The organism is Methylosinus sp. LW3, from assembly GCF_000527115.1.
Lineage (GTDB): Bacteria > Pseudomonadota > Alphaproteobacteria > Rhizobiales > Beijerinckiaceae > Methylosinus.
Genome location: NZ_AZUO01000001.1, coordinates 3,292,344 through 3,312,353 on the forward strand (window position 1 = coordinate 3,292,344; position 20,010 = coordinate 3,312,353).

Consider the following 20,010-nt stretch of genomic DNA (forward strand, 5'->3'; position numbering starts at 1 on the left):
CCGGCAAGGGCGCATGATGTCGCTTCGCTATCAAGTTCAGGTCACGCTTTCTTAACCATGACGAGGCTAGCAAATTCACAAGGCGCCGTCCTCACCTCGCGCGCGTCGCGCCCCAAGGCGCGCGACATCCTGGATCGTTCCGATATGGGACAAGCGATGACCGAGGCCGCGGCGGCCGCGCCACAGCCTCGCTGGACTCTGAACTATCCGCGGCTGCTCAACGCGCTGTTCTGGATCACCGCCTTTTCCGGCTCGGTGGTGTTCATCGAGCCCTCGCCCTATGACGGGCTCATTCTGCTGACGCTCATCGTCTGGGTGCTGGGCGGCGTGCGCGTTCATCGCGCCGTTCTGCCGGGCGTCGCCCTGCTCGTGCTATGGGCGCTCGGCGGCTACATCTCGCTCATTCCCTATTGGAACGAGCCCGATCCCGTCGAGTTCATGACGCATACGCTGTTCATCTCGACGACCGGCGTCTTCTATATGCTGTTCTTCTCGGAGAACACGTCGAAGCGCTTCGATCTCTGCATGAGCGGCTATGCGGCGAGCTGCATGCTCGCGGCCGTCATCGCTGTCGGCTCCTGGGCCGGCCTGTTCGGCAATCCGTTGACGATGACGCTCGACGGCCGCGCCATGGCGCCCTTCAAGGATCCCAATGTTCTGGGCTCCTATATGGTGCCGGGCGTGCTCTATTTCGTGCAGCGCCTGCTGCTCGGCCGCTGGGCCTATTGGCCGGTGACGCTCGCCGGCCTTGCGCTCTCGGGCGCGGCGCTGTTCACCTCCTTCTCGCGCGGCTCCTGGGGCGCGGCGGTGGTGTCCATCGCACTGATGACGATCATGTCGGTGGTGACGGCCGATTCGCGCAAGATGCGGATGCGCATCGGCTTCATGGCGCTCGCCGTCGTCGGCGTGGTCGTGGTGGGCGTCGGCGCGGCGCTCACCGAGCCCTCGGTGCGCGAGTTCTTCTTCAAACGCGCCTCGGCGACACAGGACTATGACGAAGGCCCCACGGGCCGCTTCGGCAATCAGAAGCGCTCGCTGCCCATGCTGGTGGAACGGCCCAACGGCATGGGTCCGCTGCGCTTTCGCCTCATCTTCGGGCTGGAGCCACATAACAGCTACATCAACGCCTTCGCCTCCAATGGCTGGCTCGGCGGCTTCGCCTTTCTCGGCCTCGTGCTGACGACGACCTTCGTCGGCTTCCGCCTGTCGCTGACGCGCTCGCCCTATCTGCGGCACGGGCAGCTCATCTGGTCGGCGATGTTCGTGTTCTTTCTGCAGGCGCTGCAGATCGACATCGACCATTGGCGCTATTTCTTCATCTATCTCGGCGCCGTCTGGGGCCTCGAGGTCGGCCGCGTGAAATGGGCCGAGCAAGAGCGCCGCGAGAGCGTTATCCGATCCAATCGGATCGGATAACGCTCTCATTTCTCTATTGGGAGCGAATTCTGATCGATCGAACGCTTCCGTTCGATCGGAAAGCGCTCTACGGCTCGAAGCGAAGACCGCCCATGATGACATTGGCGGTGAAATTGGAGTTCGCCGTCGAGCTGACGAGGCGCTGCCAGAAATAGCTGCCTTTGATCGAGATGGAGCGGGTGAGCTTATATTCGAGCTTCACGCCCGCCGTGCCGACCTGCTCGAACGTATCCGCGCCCTGATAATTATTGGTCTGATAGCTGCCGGTGGCGGTGATGGTGAAATTGCGGAACATCGCATGCGTCACATCGAATGTGACATTGCGCGAGAGCACGCCCGCCGCGCCTTGCAGCGTCGTCTCGGAGAGCGTCGTTCCGGCGCGCAGCGTGATCGTGGTGAGCGGCGTCGCCGTATAGATGATGGCGGCGTCGATGATCGGCCCGCGCAAGCGCGGCAGGCGCGGATCGGCATAGTCGCGCTGCGCATAGCCGCCCGAGGCCTCGCCGGTGACGAGATCGGTGATCTTGAACGTGCTGCCGGCGCGGCCGGAGACGCCGGTGCTGTCGCGCGCATAGCCATAAGGGTCGAGCCAGCTGTCATGGACGCGCTTGTCGAGCGTCGCCTCGACATAGGGCTTCATCGACGGGGTGAGCTCATAGGAGATGCGCGGATTGATGCCCGGATCATTATAGCTCGTGCTCATCAGATTGAGCGTCGAGCCGTCATTGTAATAGGCGTTCTGGAATATCCAGCGGTCGAAGGTTCCGCGCATCGTCACATCCAGCCGGCCGAAGCTCTGCGTCACGCCGGCCGCCGTGCCCAGCGAGACGATGAGCGGCCGATTGACGACCGTGACATTGGGCAGGCTGGTGACGAGGCCCGGCGCGCCCGGGCGCTGCGAATCGAGCGTGAACTTGCCCTCGAATTTCACCTTGGTGTCGCGCGCGACGTCCCACCGATAGAAGGCATCGCCGACGCCATCGGGCCGATCGGCGTTGTCGACGCTGAAATAATCCACATAGCCGAGCCGCAGATTCCCCTGAATCTCGTCGCGGCTCCATTCCGAGCGCAAGCGCAGGCCGGCGTCGACGCGGAAAAATTTCGAGCCCTGGTAGCCGGAGGTCAGGCGATTCGGGTTGGTGTCATAGCCATAGGTCGGCTCGGCATAGGGGTAGAGGCGCAGCGAGCCGACGCCGAGGCCGAGCGGCGCATAGGGATTGGCGTCGATGCGCGGCTTCGGCTTCGCCGGAATTTGCGCCGGAAGCGCGACATTGGGCGGCGGCGGCCGCTCGGCCGGCAAATCCAACGCGCCGCGGAAGCCGCGCATGCGCAGCTTGGCCTGGCGCTTGATCTTGGCCTTGGCCTGGACCGAGGTCTTATAGGCCTCGAGCGGCGGCAGCGGATGCGCCGGGGAGAGCGGCGGCGGCTTCAAGGGCGCGGGCGGCGGATTGGGCTTGGGCAAGCGGGCGCGCACGCGCGGCAATCCGTAATTCGGCGCGCCGGAGGAGAGTTCCGGCGCGGCCCGGCGCTCCTGCGTCATCGGCTGGGAGACCGAGGGCGGCGCGGCGCCCAGCCCCGGAATGGAGGGGACCGTCGGCAGATCGCGCAGCGGGGTGATATCGAGCGAGGAGGGCGAGAGCGTCTGGCCGGCGGCCGGACGCGACGGGGCCACCGCCGCCGGCGCAGCCAGCGACAGGGCGATCAGCGTCGTTGCCGCGGCGCGGCTCTGAAACTTGGCGGAAGCCACTCGTTCCCTCGCGCGGACGCCCGGTCGAAGCGGGCGCGATGGAAACGAGCGTTAAGGAGTTATGGTTAACGGAGGCTTACCAGCGAAGCTCGAGACTGAGGGCTCAATCGCCCAGCGCGGCCATATAGAGCTCGAGAATCTCTTCCTCTTCCGCCCGCTTATGCTTGTCCTGGCGGCGCAGCGAGACGATCTTGCGCATGATTTTGGGATCGAAGCCGGTGCTTTTGGCCTCGCCATAGACGTCCTTGATATCGTCGGAGATGGCGCGCTTCTCCTCCTCGAGCCGCTCTATGCGCTCGATGAAGGAGCGCAAATGCCCCCCATTCACTTCGCCGGTCGGATCGATCCCGGCGCTGGCCTCCATCTCTCGGGCGGCGACCCTGTTGCTGGCCATGATCTTCTCCTAAAGGGCTCGGGGGAACTTCGGCGCTCTGGGGGGGGGAGCCGCGCGGCGTCCAATCCAGGCGTCCATGTCCAGGACGAAGGCGAGGCATGCCAAGCCGCAGACCTCGCCGTCAAGCGCGCTCGGAAATAATCCCCGCTTTCCTCCCGTCCGAGCTTGACGCCCGCCCCCTCGTCCCCGACATCAAGCCCGCAAAACCCGCAGAAGGGGAGAGGATACGCAAATGTACGACGCCGGCGGCGACGGCCGCCTCTATCCGGTCTCGCCGGGCCTGCCGCCGCGGGAGGCGCTCGCCGGCGTGCGCACGCGCCGCATTCTCGCCCTCTGCCTCGATTTTTTTGTCGTGGCGCTGCTGTCGGCGGGTCTGTGGCTCGGATTGCTGGTGCTGAGCTTCGGCCTCTCGGCCTTTCTGCTGCCGCCGCTGTTTCCGGTGGTCGCCTTCTTCTACAACGGCCTCACCGTCTCCGGCTGGCGGCGGGCGACGCCGGGAATGCGCGCCATGGACCTCGAGGTGCGGCTCGCCGATGGCGCTCCGGCGCCCTTCCTCAACGCGGCCGTCCAGGGCGTGCTCTTTTATGTGAGCTGGCTGTTCCCGCCGCTGCTGCTCGTCACCTTCATCACCTCGGACAAGCGTTGCCTGCACGACATTCTGGCCGATGTCATCGTCTTGCGGCGGGCGGATTGAGGCCGGGACGCGAAAAATTCTTGGCGCGCCGCGGGCAAAAATTCTTGGCGCGCCGCGGGCGTCGATTCTAATATCGCGGTCTGTCCGCGCTGGAAGGCGTCGGAGCGTGCGGTATATCGAATTCGGCGACAGGACCAGACAGCGTGACGAGAGAGCCCCGCGACGCGCCGCAATTCTATCTCACCTCGCCGGCGCCGTGCCCCTATCTCCCGGGGCGCGACGAGCGCAAGGTGTTTACCCATTTGATCGGCCGGCGCGCGCCGGCGCTCAACGACACTTTGACGCAATCGGGCTTCCGCCGCTCGCAGACCATCGCCTATCGGCCGGCCTGCGAGACCTGCCGATCCTGTGTCTCGGTGCGCGTGAAGGTCGAAGAGTTCCAGCAATCCAAAGGTTTGCGCCGGGTGGCGCGGCGCAACGCGGATCTCTTCGCCGAGGCCCGCCGCCCCCATGCGGCGAGCGAGCAATATGCGCTGTTCCGCGCCTATGTGGGCGCGCGGCACAATGACGGCGGCATGGCCGATATGAGCATGGTCGACTATCAGATGATGGTCGAGGACAGCCACGTCGAGACGCGGCTGATCGAATATCGCATGCCGGCCGAGAATGGCGGACCGGGCCGGCTGGTCGCCTGCTGCCTCACCGATTATCTCGCCGACGGCCTGTCGATGGTCTATTCCTTCTACGATCCTTCGATGGACGAGCGCTCGCTCGGCGCCTTCATGATTCTCGACCATGTGGAGCGGGTGCGCCGCGCCGCGCTGCCGCATCTCTATCTCGGCTATTGGGTCGATGGTTCCCGCAAAATGGCCTATAAGGCCCGCTTCCTGCCGCAGGAGCGGCTGGGCATGGACGGCTGGAAGCGCGTCGACTGATTCGTTTTCTCGACGCTTTCCTGAAGGCCAGATGAACGAAGCGGCCATACGCCGTTCAGCTTCGCCGCATTAACCTTTGCTTCGTCATCAGGAATTTCCGGCCGGCGCTCGGCGCGGCCGAATGAAGCGAAGGAGAGCGTCCATGGGCGCGAGGATCACAAAAATCGCCGCACTCGCGGTCGCCGGCGTCGTTGCTGCGACGACCATCGGCGCCGCCACTCCGGCTCTCGCCGACGGCTGGGGCCATCACGGCGGTTGGGGCCACGGCGGAGGCTGGGGCCATGGCGGCGGCTGGGGCCGTCCCGGATACGCCGGCTATGGCTGGCGCGGCGGCCATCGCGGCTACGGCTGGGGCGCTCCGGTCGCAGCCGGCGTGCTCGGCGCTCTGGCGGTCGGCGCGATCGCGGGCGCCGCCTCGCAGCCCTATTACGGCTACAGCGGCTATGGCTATGGCGGCTGCTATCCGGCCAATCAGCCCGTCCTCGACGACTGGGGCAATGTCGTCGCCTATCGCCGCGTGCAAGTCTGCAACTGACGCGATCGAATAGAGATTCGGCGAATTAACAGAATTCGGCGCCCGGTCAGCCAGGGGCGCCGATGCCCGCCGCCGCCTCCCCGCCCCCTCTCGCGCGACGGCGAGTATAGGCCTCCCGGACTCCCCTCCGGGGGGCCTTTTTTTCGTCAGAGCCGGCGCAGCGACAGCGCCTTGCCTTCCTTGGCGTCGCGTCGCCAGAGCCCATCAGCCTCGAGGTCGAAATGCGCCTTATGGCCCTTGCGGGCGGTGAGCGCGAGGCGGCCGCGCTCCATGGACCAGCCCACCGGATCGAAGATGACCACGCCTTGGTCGCGGCAGGCCGGCGCCAGCTGGGCGCGGAAGCCGCCCGGCCCATGGGCGCGATCGTCGAGCGTCAGCATGCAGCCCGTGTCCTTGTCGCCGGCGCGAAGGATCGCATAGCGGCCGGCGACGCTGGGCGGCGCCGCTAGGGCGGGCGCGGCCTCTATGGCGACGAACGTCAGGCCGACGAAGGCGAGAAGCTTCGCAGAACGATAAAAAAGCGACATTGAAGGCTCCAAGGAGCATTGAGAATCGAGGAAGAATATTGCCCTGCGCACGCCTCTCGACCAAGCCTCGAGGCAAAAAAAACGCACGGCGTCGTCGGAACCAGCGCGTTTTATTAAAACGCCTCCCCACTTTCTTCCGCCTCTGCTCCGCGCCGCAGCCCGCGCGCCGGTCGCGAGGCGGAGCGCGCCGAAGCGCCAGCGGTCGATCTGTCGAGGATTTTCATGCGCAGTCCCTAAAGCTCCGCCACATCCGATATTTGCAAAAGGCGCGTTAACGAATTGCTCTATCTCGGCCATTGACCCGGCCGTCGCGGCGCGACAATCGGGCCGCTCCGCCGCCCGACGGTCTTGCGCTTTTGCGCCTCGCGCCCCAAAGGACTAATCTCGAGCAAAAGGCCGGGGTTCGCGGCCTTCCTCCACACTGGAGCCGGCAAGATGACCAGCGCCTCTCTCGCTCTCGCCGAACGTTCGGCGCCGCGTTACACGAGCTATCCCACCGCCCCGCATTTCTCGGCGGACATCGGGCCGGATCAGGCTGCGCGCTGGCTCGCCGAACTCTCGCCTTCGACCAATCTGTCGCTCTATCTGCATGTGCCCTTCTGCCCGGCGATCTGCACCTATTGCGGCTGCCATACCAAGGCGCTGCGTCAGGACGCGCCGCTCACCTCCTATAAGGAGACGCTGCTGCGCGAGATCGAGCTGGTCGCGGCCTCGACGCCGGCGCGCCATGTGCGCTCGATCCATTGGGGCGGCGGCACGCCGAGCATGCTCGGTCCCTCGCGCTTTCGCGAGGTGGCGCATGTGCTCGGCGAGCAGTTCGACATCGCCCGCGACGTCGAGCATGCGATCGAGCTCGATCCACGTCTCGTGGACGCCGCGCTCGCCGACGCGCTGGTCGCGTCGGGCGTCAATCGCGTCTCGCTCGGCGTGCAGGATTTCAACAGCCATGTGCAGAAAGCCGCCGGCCGCGAGCAGCCCTATGAGGTGGTGGAGCGCTGCGTCGCGCTGCTGCGCGCCGCCGGCCTCGAGGCGATCAATTTCGATCTGATGTACGGCCTGCCGGAGCAGAGCGTCGACGATGTGATCCGCACCGCCAAGCTCGCCGTGGGCCTCTCGCCGAGCCGCCTCGCCGTTTTCGGCTATGCGCATGTGCCTTGGTTCGCCGTGCATCAAAAGCTGATCGATCAGGCCGCGCTCGCCGGCGCCAACGAGCGCCTCGCGCAGGCGGAGGCGGTGCGCGCGACGCTGGAGGCCGAAGGCTTCGAGACCATCGGCCTCGATCATTTCGCGCGGCCGCAGGACACGATGGCGCAGGCCGCGCGCGAAGGCCGATTGCACCGCAATTTCCAAGGCTACACGACCGACGCGGCCGATGCGCTCATCGGCCTCGGCGTGTCCTCCATCGGCCGGCTGCCGCAGGGCTATGTGGGCAATATCGGCGACACCGGCAATTGGCGCCGCTCCGTCGAGGCGGAGCGCCTGCCCATCTCGCGCGGTCTCGCCTTCACCGCGGAAGACAAAGCGCGCGGCGCCGTGATCGAACGACTGATGTGTGATTTCTCAGTGGATTTCGGCGCGGTCGCCGCGGCGCATGATTTTCGCGAGGACGCTTTCGACGACGCAGTGCCGCGCCTTTCGACGCTAATCGACGAAGGCCTCGTCGCGCTCGATGGTCGCCGCCTCACCATCGCGCCGCGCGGTCGTCCTTTCGCGCGTCTCGCCGCCGCCGCCTTCGACGCCTATCTCGAAGCGAAGGTCGCGCGGCACTCTGTCGCTGTGTAGGGCGCGCACCGATCGACCAACCAAAAAATGCCTCCACGCGATGCATGCGACGCATCGACTCGTCGCCATCGCGTGTGTTATTTCGGATATGTTTCTTATCCCCGGCTCAATTTCGTTCGGCCCTGGGCCGGCATTGACAAAGCGACCGTAACCTCGAATTGTCTCAATATGAAATAAGTACTATCGCCTAGGCGATTCTCACAGCTTTCGTCTCACAGCGTCGCGTGCCGTCACGAGTCCGCACAAGACGCGTAGCGTTTATCATTCCGAGGAATCAGCATAATGCTCGCATCGCCGCTCGTTCTGGTCGGAGCCGACAAGGGCGGAGTCGGCAAGACGACGGTGACGCGGCTGCTGATCGATTTCCTGCAGCTGGCGAACCGCGCGGTGCGAGTCTACGACACGCAATCGCCGACCGGCGCGCTGAAGCGCTTCTATCCCGATATCGCGCAGATCATCGACATTCGCGACGTGCGCCATCAGGCGCGTCTCGTCGAGAGCCTCACCGAGCACAGCGCCGTCACCATCGTCGACATAAAGGCGGGGCAGCTCACGCGCACGCTGCGCTTCATGGAGGATGTCGGCCTGCTCGACGCCGCGTCGCGCGGCGAGGCGCGTGTGATGGTGCTGCATCTCATCGGCGCCTCGGTCGCCTCGCTCTCCGAGCTCGAGGAGGTCGAACCCTTCAAGACCAAATGCGAGTATCGCATCGTCAAGAACTTCATCAACGCCTCCAACTTTTTTCAAGAGAACGCCCACTTCTCCGAACGCTATCTCGGCGAGAGCGATACGAGCCGCGAGATCATCGTGCCGCGTCTCGATCCGCTCGCCTATGAGGCGGTGGAGCTTACCGGGCTGCCATTTTCCTCTTTCGTGTTCGACGAGCCTGCGCGCAACGCCGAAAATCGTCCGCGCTCCTTCGTCCTGCGCGGCTATGTGCGCACATGGCTCGAACGTTCATGGACCAATTTCGAGGCCGCGGGGCTGCGCAGCTATGTCGCTCCCGTTTCCGAGAAAATCTAATTCCAAGAAGCCGGTAAACGGCGCAACAAAGGAGACCACCGTGATGAAAGACTTCCGACCTGAAGAAAAGAATGTCGTCTATATCGGAGAAGGCGTGACGCTGACGGGTTCCGTCAAAGCGCAGGACACGATCGTCGTCGACGGCGCCGTCGATGGCGAGATCTCTTGCAGCCAGCTGATCGTCGGCCCGTCGGGCGTCGTCAATGGCGCGATCTCCGTCTCCGACGCGGACATCTATGGCCGCATCGGCACGGATATCACCATCAAGCAGCTGCTGATCGTGCGCTCCACCGGCCGCGTCGAAGGCAAGTGGATCTATGGCGAGATCGAGGTCGAGAAGGGCGGCGTGCTGTTCGGCACGGCGGAATCGACCGAGATCCGTTCCGAGCGCAAGCCCGTGAACGCGAAGGAAGAAAAGGCCTCCTTCAAGAGCTTCGAGAAGCCCGCGCTGGTCGCCTCCAATGACGCCGACGCCGAAGCCGCGCCCGTCACCAGCATCTCGTCCCGCGCGCTGCGCGATCGCCGCAAGGCCTGACGTTCAGAGCCGCCAGGCTCGGGACTGAAAGGCTCAGGGCAGAGCTGCGCGCAAGAGCTTGCCATTGCGATTGCGCGGCAGCGCCTCCAGAAAAACGATCTGTCGCGGCCGCTTATAGGCCGCGAGATGATCCGCGCAATGGGCGAGGATATCCTCCTCGCCCAGCGTCGCGCCATCGCGCAAAATCACATAGGCTTTGATGATCGTCTGATCGTCGCGGCCCGGACGCTCCGCGACAGCGGCGTCGGCGACGAGCGGATGCGCCAGCAGGCATTTCTCCACTTCCGCCGGCGAGACGCGATAGCCGAGTGCGTTCATCACCTCATCCGCGCGGCCATGGTGCCACATATAGCCATCGGCGTCGAACTCGACGAGATCGCCGGAGACGAACCAGTCGCCGCGAAAGGCTTCCCTTTCTTCGTCCGGCCGGTTCCAATAACGCAACATCAGGCCCGGCTCGTCGCGGCGCACGGCGAGCACACCGGTCTCGCCGAGGCCGAGCGGCTCGGTCCCCTCCTCGCGCGGCAGAGCGGCGACGAAGCGCCCCGGCTGCGGGCGACCCGGCGAGCCCGGCCGCACCGGAACGCTCGGCGCGCTGGAAATGAAGGTCGAAATCTCGCTCATGCCGAAGGCCTCGTAGAGCTCGGTCTTGGCGCGCGCGCGCCATTCCTCTAGCAGGCTCGGCGACAGAGCGGCGCCGGCGGTGAGGCCATGCCGCAGGCTCGAGAGATCATGCGTCTCCAGCGCCGCATATTTGAGAATCTGGCGATAGACGCCAGGCACGGCGGCGAAGATGGTCGCGCGATGGCGCGCAATGAGCCGCGGCCAGACTTGCGGATCGGGGCGGCCATTGTAGAGCACCGCCGCGGCGCCATTGGCCAGCGGATCGACCACGCCGACGCCGAGCGTGTAGGTCCAATTCATCGCGCCGGCATGCAGCATCACATCGGCCGCAGAAAGGCCCTGCCAATGCGAATACATGGGCCGCCGCGCCCAGGCGGCGCGATGCGCATGCAGCACGCCCTTGGGCCGGCTCGTCGTGCCGGACGTGTAGACGAGATAGGCGGGATCGTCGGCCGCCGTGTCGGCGTATTCGTCCAGCGGCGCGTCTTTCGTCAGCCGCGCGAGATCCTCGCCGCGCAAGACGAAGACGCCGGCGCGCAAATGCGCCTCGCCCTCGAAATCGCGGCCGAGCACCAGCGCGGTCGCGCCGCAATCTTCCAGCAGGAAGGAGGCCTCCTCGAAAGTGAGCTGCGAGGAGGCGAGCAGCGCGACATAGCCGGCGGCGATGGCGGCAAAATAGGAGAGGACCGCGCCGGCCTCATTGCCCATGCGGATCATCACCCGCGCGCCGGGCGAAAGGCCGAGATCGCGAAAGCCGGCGGCGAGCGCGCGCACGTCGCGATCGAGCACGCCATAGGTCCAGCTCGTCTCGCTCTCGTCGCCGACGATGACGATCGCTGTCTTGTCGGGATGAACGCGCGCGTGATCGGCGATGCAATAGCGGGCGAGATTGAAGCGTGCGGGAACAGGCTCGATCATGTGCTCACAAACTCTCGACGCGGCGCGCGCTCTCTCGTCCACTCGCGGGAACAGACGGCCCTCGCGTCAGCGAGGGCTTTCGCTTTGATCGCGCCCTGCGGCGCGCGCCATCAATCGAACAGGCTCGACACGCTCTCCTCGCGCGCCGTGCGGGCGATGGCCTCGCCGATCAGAGGACCGATCGGGATGAAGCGGATGTTGCGCGCTCCCTGCACGGCGGGCGTCGCCGCGATCGTGTCGGTCAGCACCAGCTCTTTCAGCTTGGAGGCAGCGACGCGCTCGGCCGCCGCGCCGGACAGCACGCCATGGGTGATATAGGCGGAGACCGAGGTCGCGCCCTGCGCCAGCAGCGCCTCGGCGGCGTTGCACAGAGTGCCGCCCGAATCGACGATATCGTCGACGAGAATGCAATTGCGGCCGGAGACGTCGCCGATGATGTTCATCACCTCCGATTCGCCGGCGCGCTCGCGGCGCTTGTCGACGATGGCCAGCGGCGCGTCGATGCGCTTGGCGAGCGCGCGGGCGCGCACCACGCCGCCCGTATCCGGCGAGACCACCATCGCATTGGGCACTTTGGCGTGCGATTTGATATCCGCCACCATGACCGGCGCCGCGAAGAGATTGTCGGTCGGAATGTCGAAGAAGCCCTGAATCTGCCCGGCGTGGAGATCGACGGTCAGCACGCGGTCGGCGCCCGCGCGGGTGATGAGATTAGCCACGAGCTTGGCCGAGATCGGCGTGCGCGACGTGCCTTTGCGGTCTTGCCGCGCATAGCCGAAATAGGGAATGACCGCGGTGATGCGGCGCGCCGACGCGCGGCGCAGCGCGTCGATCATGATGAGCAGCTCCATCAGATGATCGTTCGAAGGCGCGGAGGTCGACTGGACGACGAAAGTGTCCTGCCCGCGCACATTCTCCTGAATCTCGACGAAGACCTCCATATCGGCGAAGCGCCGCACCTGCGCCCGACACAAAGGCACGCCGACATAGGCTGCGATCGTCTCGGCGAGCGCGCGATTAGAGTTGCCTGCGAGAATTTTCATCGCCGCCATCGAAACGCCTCGACCCTCACCAGTGACACGGCGGCCTCTTAGCAGCGATGCGGCCGTCGGACAATACGGCAGCAATATGACACTGCTCTCGTCACGCCTCGCCGCGGCGGCAGACGATCTTGAGATATTCCTCTCCCTCGCGCGGCGCGAGCGTCGTGCGGGCGATCGTCGCCTGCCCGAGGAGGCCGCATTGCGCCTGGCTCGCCACCCTCGGCCCCCGGACGACGTCTATCGCCGTCTCCGGGCGGCAGTCGCTCGGCGAGACCTGTAGCGAGCAGACGAGGATCATCACGGAATAGAGCATGCGCTTTCTCCCCCGCTGGAGGTCAAATCCTCGGGCCGGTCGAAACCTCTCTGACGACGAAGCTAGGGCATGTTCCATGCCACTGCGATGAGATAAAAGCGGCAGAACCGCCTTCTTTCGACCCTGAGACAAAAATGTCACAACCGCAGCCTCCGGCCCCGCTCTCGGCGCCTTTCGTCGCTCCCACGCGAACGCGCCTCTCCGGCCGGCTCACCAATCTCGTCCCGCTCGCAGCGGCCCATGCCGACGATCTCTATGCGGCGACGCACGAGCAGCCCCGCGCCGAGGATCGCGAGGCGCTGTGGCGCTATCTCTTCATCGGCCCCTTCCCCGACCGCGCCGCCTTCCGCGCCGCCGTCGAGAAAATGGCGGCCGCGACCGATGCGGTCTGGTTCGCCGTGCTCGACGGCGACGGCCGCGCTGTCGGCTTCCAGTCCTATATGAACATCGAGCCGGCCAATCGCGCCGTCGAAGTGGGCGGCGTGCTCTATTCCCCGGCTCTGCAGCGCAGCGCCGGGGCGACCGAGGCGCAATATTTATTCGCCGCCCACGCCTTCGAGACGCTCGGCTGCCGCCGCTATGTCTGGAAATGCGACAACGCCAATGAGAAGTCCAAGGCGGCGGCGCTGCGGCTCGGCTTTTCGCCGGAGGGGCTCTTCCGCCAGCATATGATCGTCAAGGGCCGCAATCGCGACACCGCCTGGTTTTCCATGCTGGACAGCGAATGGCCGGCGCGCCGAGCCGCCTTCGAGGCATTCCTCGATCCCGGCAATTTCGACGCCTTCGGCCGCCAGAAAACGCCGCTTTCGGCCTTGAACGGGCAGGCCCGCGCGGCAGATAGGGACTGACGGCGGCAGGGCCGAGCCCGGCTCGGACGGATTGCCTCGCCGAACGGATGATGGTTTACAATGAATTGCGAGACGTTGGCGCGGATTTGAAGCTTCCGCCGGCGGTTCTCGCGCAACGCTCTTCGGACGGTCAAAGAAAATGACGACGGCCGGCGCCAGCCTACTCAACAGCCTCGATCTGCCCAAGCCGCCGGGCGAGACGCGGGTCGTCGTGGCCATGTCCGGCGGCGTCGACTCCAGCGTCGTCGCCGCTCTGCTGCGCGAGGAAGGCTATGACGTCGTGGGCGTCACGCTGCAACTCTACGACCATGGCGAGGCCACGCATCGCAAGGGCGCCTGCTGCGCCGGCCAGGACATCCAAGACGCCCGCCAGGTGGCGGCGCGGCTCGGCATTCCGCATTACGTGCTCGACTATGAGAGCCGCTTCCGCGAGACCGTCATCGACACTTTCGCGCAGAGCTACGCCAGCGGCGAGACGCCGGTTCCCTGCGTCGCCTGCAATCAATTCGTGAAATTCGTCGATCTCTTCGAGACCGCCAAGGATCTCGGCGCCGACGCTCTCGCCACCGGCCATTACATCGCCTCGCGCGAGGACGGCTTCGGCGGCCGCGCGCTCTATCGCGCCTTCGACGCCTCCCGCGATCAGAGCTATTTCCTCTTCGCCACGACGCGCGCGCAGCTCGACATGCTGCGCTTTCCGCTCGGCGAATACGCCAAATCCGAGGTGCGCGAGCTGGCCCGCCGTTTCGGTCTCGACATCGCCGAGAAGCCGGACAGCCAGGACATCTGCTTCGTCCCCAGCGGCCATTACACCGATCTCGTCGAGCGCCTGTCGCCCGGCGCCGCCGTGCCGGGCGACATCGTCCATGTGGACGGGCGCGTGCTCGGGCGCCATGCCGGGGTCATCCATTACACCATCGGCCAGCGGCGCGGCCTCGGCCTCGGCGCCGCCGTCTCCGGCCGCGCGGCCGAGCCGCTCTTCGTCGTGCGGCTCGACGCCGCCAAGGCGCAGGTCGTCGTCGGCCCGCGCGAGGCGCTGGAGACCCGCCGCGTCGCTTTGCGCGACGTGAATTGGATCGGCCCGGGCGATCTTTCCGATCTGCCGGCCGAGGGGCTGCCGATTTCCGCGCGCGTGCGCTCCACCCGTCCGCCGACGGCGGCGCTGCTGCGGCCGCTGCCGGGCGGCGGGGCGGAGGTCGTGTTCGAAACCGGCGAGTTCGGCGTCTCGCCGGGCCAGGCTTGCGTCTTCTATGAGCGCGACGACACGCGCGGCCGTGTGCTCGGCGGCGGCTTCATCGCGCACGCCGAAGTGGAGCCCCCCGCGCCAGAGCCGGCGCTCGAGCTCGATCGGAGTGCGTGATGAGCGATGCGCGTGGCGTTTCCGGCTTCAATTTCTTCGAGCACGGCCTCGATCGCCAGGCGATAGAGGCCGCCTACGCCCGCTGGGCGCCCGTCTATGATCTCGTCTTCTCCCATATGCTCGGCCCCGGCCGGCGCGCCGTGGCGACGATCGCCTCGCGCGCCGATGGGCGCATATTGGACGTCGGGGTCGGCACCGGCCTCGAGCTGCCCATGTTCCGCGACAAGGCGCGGGTCGTCGGCGTCGATCTCTCCGAGCCTATGCTGCAACGCGCCTCCGCCCGCGTCGCCCGCGAGGGACTGAAGAACATCGCCGGCCTCGCCCGCATGGACGCGAGCCGCCTCGCCTTCTGCGACGCCAGCTTCGCCTGCGTGGTGGCGCCCTATCTGCTGACCGTTGTACCCGACCCGGAGGAGACTCTGGACGAGCTCGCCCGCGTGCTGCGGCCGGGCGGCGAGATCGTGCTGGTCAATCATGTCAGCTCGCCGGATTGGCCGATGTCGGCGCTGGAGGAGTTCATCGGCGAGAGCTTTTCCGTCACTCTCGGCTGGCGCCCGCAATTCCCGTGGTCGATCATCGGAGACTGGATCGACTCCCGCACCGACATGCGCCTCACCGAGCGCCGCGTGCTGCCGCCCTTCGGCCTGTTCACGCTGACGCGCATCGAACGCCTCGCCCGCTGGGGCGAGCACTCGCGCCGGCCCTATGACGAGCATCGTCGGCCGTTCGAGCACGCGTGAGCGGTCACACCAATTCGAAGCGCAAGCGCCGGCCGACGACCTTCGCCGCACGCACCAGAGTATCGAGCGTGGCGCTATCGTTCTTCGGATCGAGCAGCCGATCGATCTGAGCGCGGCTCGTCTCCATCATCTCGGCCATCCGCGCTTTGGTGATTCCTTTCTTCTTCATTTCGGCGGCGAGTTGCGCGGCGATCACCTCCTTGATCGCTGCGGCCGTGACTTCCTCGCGAATGCCCTGCTCGTCCAGCCAGCTGTCGAAAGTCGAGCCGAGGTGAGGATTTTCTCCGACGCCCGGCGCAGGGTTTTGCTTTTTCGTCACCATGATGCGACCTTTTTCAGCCTCTGGCGCGCGAGCGTCAGCTCATCCGCCGGCGTGCGTTGCGTCTTCTCGATGAATGCATGGAGCGCGATCAGCGCGCCCTCGTGAAAGCCGAAGAAGACGCGCGCCTCTCGCTTGCTCGGCAAGGACGACCGGACCTCCCACAAGCCGCCGCTCAACGCTCGGCACAAGGGCAGGCCCATCGGCCAGCCGAACTGGACCTTCATCATGTCGCGCCCGACGGCGCGACGATCGTCGAGCGGCAATTCATTCAGCCATTCCCGCACTGGCTCTCGGCCCGCGAGAGTCCGCCAGAAGCGGAGGGGAATGGCCTCGAGAGCCTCGGTCATAGAATTAGGGCAATGTATCAAAAAAGATACCAGCCCACAAGCATCGCCACGTCGGCCTCTGGCGTTCTCGCCCGCGTGGGATTACATTGCTCTCGCGGCGCTGCGGGGTGCGTGACGGACTTTAATTCCCCGGGGCCTTATCGATCTCTAAGGGAGCTGTCCCTGGCCTTGCCCGTGGGCTCGGTCACTACGGCGCCCACCTACGTTGTAGGTTCCCGGGATCGATGTCCCACGGCTCACGCGGCCCGCGCTATTGCATCTCGGACGATTAAACGCCCCAATGACCGTCGACGCCAAGACCGAACTGCGCCGGCGGACGCTCTCCCGCCGCGATCTCGTCTCTCATGAGGAGGCGCACGCCGCCTCGCTCGAAGTCGCCGAGCGCGCGCTGGCGCTGGTGCGTCGATTCGCGCCGCGCGGCTCCGAGACCGGCGAGGTGGTCTCCGTCTATTGGCCGATCCGCAGCGAGCTGAACACGCGCCCTCTGCTGGAGATTCTGGCGGCGGAGAAAATCGCCACGGCGCTGCCGGTGATGACGGCGGTGAAGCGCCCGCTGATCTTCCGCGCCTTCACGCCCGGCGACGATCTGATGAAAGGTCCCTTCGGCCTCTCCGAGCCGGCCGAGACGCAGCCCTCCTTCGAGCCCGACATCGTCTTCTCGCCGCTCGCCGCCTTCGACCGCAAGGGCTATCGGCTGGGCTATGGCGGCGGCATTTATGACGCGACGCTCTCTCAGCTGCGCGCCAAGAAGCGCATCGTCGCCGTCGGCGTCGCCTACGCCTGCCAGGAGACCGATTCCGTGCCGACCGAGCCGCACGACCAGAAGCTGGATTTTCTGCTGACGGAGCGAGAGCTGATCGAATTTTCGTGACGCGCGTTTGCGTCGCCGCGTTCGGCCGAATCTCGCCGCGCGACTCCTTCTCCCGCAGGAGGGAGAAGGAAGCGCGCAATTCTGAGAGGCGTCGCTGCGCAGGCAACGGACGAAAATGACGCAGACGAATTCCCGCTCGCTCCTCTCCCGCGCCCTCCGCGTCATCGAGCCGATCGACCATGCGCAAGCCGCGGCCGCGCTGGCGCGCGTGCTGGAGAGCGACGCCGATGGCGCGCTCGCCACCGTTCTCGCTGTGCATGGAAAAGCACGCCCTCTACTCGAGGGCGTCCTCGGCTCCTCGCCTTTTCTCACCGAGCTGTCCGCGCGTGATCCCGCCCGGCTCGCGCGCCTGCTGAGCGACGAGCCCGACGCCAGCCTCGCGCGGCTCGTGGAGGCCACATGCAACGCCGCCAAGGGCGTCACGGATGAAGCCGAGCTGATGCGCGCATTGCGGCGCGCCAAGCAGGAGGGCGCGCTGCTGGTCGCGCTCGCCGATCTTTCCAAAGTCTGGGACACGATGCAGGCGACCGATGCGCTCACGCGCCTCGCCGACGCCGCGCTCGCCGCTTCCATCGCCTTCACGCTGCGCGAGGCCGCCGCCGCCGGCAAGCTCGAGCTCTATGATCAGCGCATGCCGGAGCGCGGCTGCGGCTGGATATTCCTCGCCATGGGCAAGGAAGGCGCCTATGAGCTCAACTACTCTTCCGACATAGACATCATCGTCCTCTTCGACCGCGCCCGCGCCCGCGTCGCGCAGCCGAGCGAGGATGTCGATCTCTTCGTCAAAATGACGAAGCGTGTCGTGCGCATTCTCTCGGAGATCACGCCCGACGGCTATGTGTTCCGCGTCGATCTGCGGCTGCGGCCCGATCCCGGCGCGACGCCCATCGCCATACCGCTCGAGGCGGCCTTCTCTTACTATGAGAGCATGGGCCAGAATTGGGAGCGCGCCGCCTTCATCAAGGCGCGCGCGGCGGCCGGCGACATTCCGGCCGGCGAGGCTTTTCTGAAAGAGCTGTCTCCTTTCGTCTGGCGCAAGAATTTCGATTTCGCCGCCATCGCCGACGTGCATTCGATCAAGCGGCAGATTCACGCTTTCAAAGGCCATGGCGAGATCGCCGCGCTGGGGCATGATCTCAAGCTCGGCCGCGGCGGCATTCGCGAGATCGAGTTTTTCGCGCAGACGCAGCAGCTCATCACCGGCGGACGCAATCCCGCATTGCGCGGCCGCGCGACATTGGAGACGCTCGACGCGCTCCTCGCCAATGGCTGGATCGAGCCGCGCGTGCGCGACGAGCTGCGCGCGGCTTACGTCTTTCTGCGCGATATCGAGCATCGCATTCAAATGGTCGCCGACAAGCAGACCCATGTTCTGCCGCGCGACGAGAAGGAGGCGCTGCGCATCGCGCGCATGGCCGGCTTCGCCACGCTCGAGGATTTCACGCAGGCGCTGGTCGCGCATCTCGAGACGGTGCAGAGCCATTATTCGCATCTCTTCGAGAGCGCGCCGCAGCTTTCCTCGCAGACCGGCAATCTCGTCTTCACCGGCGGCGAGGACGATCCCGGCACGCTCGAAACGCTGTCGCGTCTCGGCTTCGCGCATCCCAAGACAGTGACGGAGACGATACGCGGCTGGCATTTCGGCCGCTACGCCGCGACGCGCTCCACCAAGGCGCGCGAGCGCCTGACCGAGCTGACGCCGGCGCTGCTGGAGGCGCTCGCCGCGACGGAGAACGCCGATCGGGCCTTTCTCGCTTTCGACAAATTGCTCGCCGGGCTTCCGGCCGGCGTGCAATTGTTTTCCGTGCTCCTCGCCAATCCGACGCTGCTGTCTTTGCTGACGGCGATCACCGGCGCCGCGCCCAAGCTCGCCGCCACCATCTCGCGGCGCCCGCGCGTGCTCGACGCCGTGCTGGAGCCTGCCTTTTTCGAGCATTTGCCCGATGAATCGGAGCTCGCCGCGGCGCTCACGCGCAGCCTCGCCGAGACGCGCTCCTATGAGGAGGCGCTCGACGCCGCGCGAGTCTTCGGACAGGAGCAGAAATTTCTCGTCGGCGTGCGCATTCTGACCGGCGCGCTCTCTGTGGCGGAAGCCGGCCTCGCCTATGCGCGGCTCGCCGAACGCCTCATCGGCGCTCTGCTGCCGCGCGTCGAGGCGGAGCTCGCGCGCACGCATGGACGCCTGGAGGGCGGCCGCGCTTGCGTCGTCGCGCTCGGCAAGCTCGGCGGACGCGAGATGACCGCCGCCTCCGATCTCGATCTCATGCTGCTCTATGACGCCGATCCGAACGCCGAGTCGGATGGCGAGCGCCCGCTCGCCACGCCCGCCTATTATGCGCGGCTGACGCAGCGGCTCATTTCCGCGTTGTCCGCGCCAATGGCGCAGGGGCTGCTCTACGAGGTCGATTTTCGTCTGCGGCCATCCGGAAGCAAAGGGCCGCTGGCGGTGAGCCTGAAGGCTTTCGAGGATTATCACGCGCATGAGGCGTGGAGCTGGGAGCATATGGCGCTGACGCGCGCGCGCGTCGTCGCCGGGGCGAGCGATTTCGCGACGATCGTGGAAGAGGCGATAAGCGCCGCGCTGACGCGTCCGCGCGACGTCGAAAAGCTGCGCCAGGACGTCGCCGACATGCGCGCCCGTCTCGAGCGCGAGAAGCCGGCGAAGAGCCTCTGGGATTTGAAGCAGGCGCCGGGCGGGCTGATCGATGTGGAGTTCATCGCGCAATATTTGCAGCTTCGCCATGCGAACGCGCATCCGGCGTGCCTCTCTGCCATGACATCGACGGCGCTGGAGCGTCTTTCCGATCTCTCCCTATTGGACCCGAACGAAGCGGCGACATTGATCGAAGCCTCGCGCCTCTATCAGAGCCTCACGCAATTGCTGCGGCTCTCGATCGACGCTGATTTCGATCCTGCGCATGCGCCGCGCGGCCTCGTCGAGCTGCTGCTGCGCGGCGGCGAGGCGGTGGATATCGCGCATCTCGAAGCGCAGATCGTGGAGACGCAGCGCGCGACGCGGGCGATTTTCGTGTCTACGCTTCGCTGATCGCTTCGCGCAGCGCGCGACGCCTTCCCTTCTCCCCGCTCGCGGGGAGA

The 20,010-nt window shown here is 66.2% G+C and carries 20 protein-coding genes and 1 other RNA gene; 13 read left to right on the forward strand and 8 right to left on the reverse strand.

From position 1 onward, the window contains the following. Window positions 1-144: 144 nt before the first annotated feature. Window positions 145-1,416, forward strand: a complete 1,272-nt coding sequence (locus tag METLW3_RS0116435; RefSeq protein ID WP_024880946.1) for an O-antigen ligase family protein — start codon at window positions 145-147, stop codon at window positions 1,414-1,416. A 67-nt stretch (window positions 1,417-1,483) separates the two neighbouring features. Here the strand turns inward: METLW3_RS0116435 and METLW3_RS0116440 are convergent, their stop codons facing one another. Together METLW3_RS0116440 and METLW3_RS0116445 are read right to left on the reverse strand one after the other, a co-directional pair. Beyond that, the gene (locus METLW3_RS0116440; RefSeq protein ID WP_024880947.1) at window positions 1,484-3,163 is read right to left on the reverse strand and encodes an outer membrane beta-barrel protein; all 1,680 of its coding nucleotides are present in this window, start codon (window positions 3,161-3,163) and stop codon (window positions 1,484-1,486) included. 103 nt (window positions 3,164-3,266) lie between these two features. Continuing rightward, window positions 3,267-3,527 (reverse strand): DUF2312 domain-containing protein, encoded by a 261-nt coding sequence (locus METLW3_RS0116445; RefSeq protein ID WP_024880948.1) that lies wholly within the window; start codon window positions 3,525-3,527, stop codon window positions 3,267-3,269. A gap of 262 nt (window positions 3,528-3,789) precedes the next feature. Here METLW3_RS0116445 and METLW3_RS0116450 point away from each other — a divergent pair, with 262 nt between their 5' ends. The 3 genes from METLW3_RS0116450 (at window position 3,790) to METLW3_RS0116460 (ending at window position 5,661) form a co-directional block, all read left to right on the forward strand. Then, window positions 3,790-4,251, forward strand: coding sequence for an RDD family protein (locus METLW3_RS0116450; protein WP_024880949.1), 462 nt, complete (start codon window positions 3,790-3,792; stop codon window positions 4,249-4,251). A gap of 143 nt (window positions 4,252-4,394) precedes the next feature. Next, a complete protein-coding gene (locus METLW3_RS0116455; protein WP_024880950.1) occupies window positions 4,395-5,126 on the forward strand; it encodes an arginyltransferase in 732 nt (243 codons plus the stop codon). Between the two features lie 142 nt (window positions 5,127-5,268). Then, window positions 5,269-5,661, forward strand: coding sequence for a hypothetical protein (locus METLW3_RS0116460; protein WP_024880951.1), 393 nt, complete (start codon window positions 5,269-5,271; stop codon window positions 5,659-5,661). Between the two features lie 146 nt (window positions 5,662-5,807). Here the strand turns inward: METLW3_RS0116460 and METLW3_RS0116465 are convergent, their stop codons facing one another. Further along, entirely contained in the window at window positions 5,808-6,188 is a 381-nt protein-coding gene (locus METLW3_RS0116465; protein ID WP_024880952.1) for an AprI/Inh family metalloprotease inhibitor, read from the reverse strand. Between the two features lie 435 nt (window positions 6,189-6,623). On the opposite strand from METLW3_RS0116465, the gene hemN reads away from it, so the two are divergent. The 3 genes from hemN (at window position 6,624) to METLW3_RS0116480 (ending at window position 9,528) form a co-directional block, all read left to right on the forward strand. Continuing rightward, window positions 6,624-7,970 carry an oxygen-independent coproporphyrinogen III oxidase gene (gene hemN / locus METLW3_RS0116470; RefSeq protein ID WP_024880953.1) on the forward strand — a complete coding sequence of 449 codons (1,347 nt, stop codon included), beginning with the start codon at window positions 6,624-6,626 and terminating at the stop codon, window positions 7,968-7,970. A gap of 282 nt (window positions 7,971-8,252) precedes the next feature. Continuing rightward, a complete protein-coding gene (locus tag METLW3_RS0116475; protein ID WP_024880954.1) occupies window positions 8,253-8,993 on the forward strand; it encodes an ATP-binding protein in 741 nt (246 codons plus the stop codon). Between the two features lie 43 nt (window positions 8,994-9,036). Beyond that, window positions 9,037-9,528, forward strand: coding sequence for a polymer-forming cytoskeletal protein (locus METLW3_RS0116480; protein ID WP_024880955.1), 492 nt, complete (start codon window positions 9,037-9,039; stop codon window positions 9,526-9,528). A 33-nt stretch (window positions 9,529-9,561) separates the two neighbouring features. Here the strand turns inward: METLW3_RS0116480 and METLW3_RS0116485 are convergent, their stop codons facing one another. The 3 genes from METLW3_RS0116485 to METLW3_RS0116495 all read right to left on the reverse strand — a co-directional run bounded on the left by METLW3_RS0116485 (window position 9,562) and on the right by METLW3_RS0116495 (window position 12,426). After that, entirely contained in the window at window positions 9,562-11,070 is a 1,509-nt protein-coding gene (locus METLW3_RS0116485; RefSeq protein ID WP_024880956.1) for an acyl-CoA synthetase, read from the reverse strand. A gap of 110 nt (window positions 11,071-11,180) precedes the next feature. Further along, window positions 11,181-12,122, reverse strand: coding sequence for a ribose-phosphate pyrophosphokinase (locus tag METLW3_RS0116490; RefSeq protein ID WP_083967402.1), 942 nt, complete (start codon window positions 12,120-12,122; stop codon window positions 11,181-11,183). A gap of 91 nt (window positions 12,123-12,213) precedes the next feature. Then, window positions 12,214-12,426, reverse strand: coding sequence for a hypothetical protein (locus METLW3_RS0116495; protein WP_024880958.1), 213 nt, complete (start codon window positions 12,424-12,426; stop codon window positions 12,214-12,216). 134 nt (window positions 12,427-12,560) lie between these two features. Between METLW3_RS0116495 and METLW3_RS0116500 the strand changes: the two genes are divergently transcribed. The 3 genes from METLW3_RS0116500 to METLW3_RS0116510 all read left to right on the forward strand — a co-directional run bounded on the left by METLW3_RS0116500 (window position 12,561) and on the right by METLW3_RS0116510 (window position 15,374). Next, on the forward strand, window positions 12,561-13,274 hold the full coding sequence (locus METLW3_RS0116500; protein WP_024880959.1) for a GNAT family protein: 714 nt from the start codon (window positions 12,561-12,563) through the stop codon (window positions 13,272-13,274). A 139-nt stretch (window positions 13,275-13,413) separates the two neighbouring features. Then, the gene (gene mnmA / locus METLW3_RS0116505) at window positions 13,414-14,634 is read left to right on the forward strand and encodes a tRNA 2-thiouridine(34) synthase MnmA (RefSeq protein ID WP_024880960.1); all 1,221 of its coding nucleotides are present in this window, start codon (window positions 13,414-13,416) and stop codon (window positions 14,632-14,634) included. Continuing rightward, window positions 14,634-15,374: a class I SAM-dependent methyltransferase gene (locus METLW3_RS0116510; RefSeq protein WP_024880961.1), complete on the forward strand. Its 741-nt coding sequence runs from the start codon at window positions 14,634-14,636 to the stop codon at window positions 15,372-15,374. The genes mnmA and METLW3_RS0116510 overlap by 1 nt, the downstream gene beginning before the upstream one ends. A gap of 4 nt (window positions 15,375-15,378) precedes the next feature. Here the strand turns inward: METLW3_RS0116510 and METLW3_RS0116515 are convergent, their stop codons facing one another. After that, the gene (locus METLW3_RS0116515; RefSeq protein WP_024880962.1) at window positions 15,379-15,696 is read right to left on the reverse strand and encodes a helix-turn-helix transcriptional regulator; all 318 of its coding nucleotides are present in this window, start codon (window positions 15,694-15,696) and stop codon (window positions 15,379-15,381) included. Next, window positions 15,690-15,980 (reverse strand): type II toxin-antitoxin system RelE/ParE family toxin, encoded by a 291-nt coding sequence (locus METLW3_RS0116520; protein ID WP_083967405.1) that lies wholly within the window; start codon window positions 15,978-15,980, stop codon window positions 15,690-15,692. Before METLW3_RS0116520 ends, METLW3_RS0116515 begins: the two co-directional genes overlap by 7 nt. Before the next feature lie 157 nt (window positions 15,981-16,137). Here METLW3_RS0116520 and ssrS point away from each other — a divergent pair. From ssrS to METLW3_RS0116530, 3 genes are all read left to right on the forward strand, one after another. Continuing rightward, a non-coding RNA gene (gene ssrS, locus METLW3_RS27625) (6S RNA) lies at window positions 16,138-16,293 on the forward strand. A 30-nt stretch (window positions 16,294-16,323) separates the two neighbouring features. Then, entirely contained in the window at window positions 16,324-16,914 is a 591-nt protein-coding gene (locus tag METLW3_RS0116525) for a 5-formyltetrahydrofolate cyclo-ligase (RefSeq protein WP_024880964.1), read from the forward strand. 115 nt (window positions 16,915-17,029) lie between these two features. After that, window positions 17,030-19,960, forward strand: coding sequence for a bifunctional [glutamine synthetase] adenylyltransferase/[glutamine synthetase]-adenylyl-L-tyrosine phosphorylase (locus METLW3_RS0116530; protein ID WP_024880965.1), 2,931 nt, complete (start codon window positions 17,030-17,032; stop codon window positions 19,958-19,960). Window positions 19,961-20,010: the final 50 nt, after the last annotated feature.

What these genes read in the sequence shown, in the direction of transcription:
- METLW3_RS0116445 (WP_024880948.1), bottom strand. Translation starts at nt 3,527, where the DNA reads ATGGAGGCCAGCGCCGGGATCGATCCGACCGGCGAAGTGAATGGGGGG.
- METLW3_RS0116525 (WP_024880964.1), top strand. Translation starts at nt 16,324, where the DNA reads ATGACCGTCGACGCCAAGACCGAACTGCGCCGGCGGACGCTCTCCCGC.
- METLW3_RS0116465 (WP_024880952.1), bottom strand. Translation starts at nt 6,188, where the DNA reads ATGTCGCTTTTTTATCGTTCTGCGAAGCTTCTCGCCTTCGTCGGCCTG.
- METLW3_RS0116500 (WP_024880959.1), top strand. Translation starts at nt 12,561, where the DNA reads ATGTCACAACCGCAGCCTCCGGCCCCGCTCTCGGCGCCTTTCGTCGCT.
- mnmA (WP_024880960.1), top strand. Translation starts at nt 13,414, where the DNA reads ATGACGACGGCCGGCGCCAGCCTACTCAACAGCCTCGATCTGCCCAAG.
- METLW3_RS0116490 (WP_083967402.1), bottom strand. Translation starts at nt 12,122, where the DNA reads ATGGCGGCGATGAAAATTCTCGCAGGCAACTCTAATCGCGCGCTCGCC.
- hemN (WP_024880953.1), top strand. Translation starts at nt 6,624, where the DNA reads ATGACCAGCGCCTCTCTCGCTCTCGCCGAACGTTCGGCGCCGCGTTAC.
- METLW3_RS0116510 (WP_024880961.1), top strand. Translation starts at nt 14,634, where the DNA reads ATGAGCGATGCGCGTGGCGTTTCCGGCTTCAATTTCTTCGAGCACGGC.
- METLW3_RS0116530 (WP_024880965.1), top strand. Translation starts at nt 17,030, where the DNA reads ATGACGCAGACGAATTCCCGCTCGCTCCTCTCCCGCGCCCTCCGCGTC.
- METLW3_RS0116480 (WP_024880955.1), top strand. Translation starts at nt 9,037, where the DNA reads ATGAAAGACTTCCGACCTGAAGAAAAGAATGTCGTCTATATCGGAGAA.
- METLW3_RS0116485 (WP_024880956.1), bottom strand. Translation starts at nt 11,070, where the DNA reads ATGATCGAGCCTGTTCCCGCACGCTTCAATCTCGCCCGCTATTGCATC.
- METLW3_RS0116460 (WP_024880951.1), top strand. Translation starts at nt 5,269, where the DNA reads ATGGGCGCGAGGATCACAAAAATCGCCGCACTCGCGGTCGCCGGCGTC.
- METLW3_RS0116475 (WP_024880954.1), top strand. Translation starts at nt 8,253, where the DNA reads ATGCTCGCATCGCCGCTCGTTCTGGTCGGAGCCGACAAGGGCGGAGTC.
- METLW3_RS0116515 (WP_024880962.1), bottom strand. Translation starts at nt 15,696, where the DNA reads ATGGTGACGAAAAAGCAAAACCCTGCGCCGGGCGTCGGAGAAAATCCT.
- METLW3_RS0116495 (WP_024880958.1), bottom strand. Translation starts at nt 12,426, where the DNA reads ATGCTCTATTCCGTGATGATCCTCGTCTGCTCGCTACAGGTCTCGCCG.
- METLW3_RS0116450 (WP_024880949.1), top strand. Translation starts at nt 3,790, where the DNA reads ATGTACGACGCCGGCGGCGACGGCCGCCTCTATCCGGTCTCGCCGGGC.
- METLW3_RS0116435 (WP_024880946.1), top strand. Translation starts at nt 145, where the DNA reads ATGGGACAAGCGATGACCGAGGCCGCGGCGGCCGCGCCACAGCCTCGC.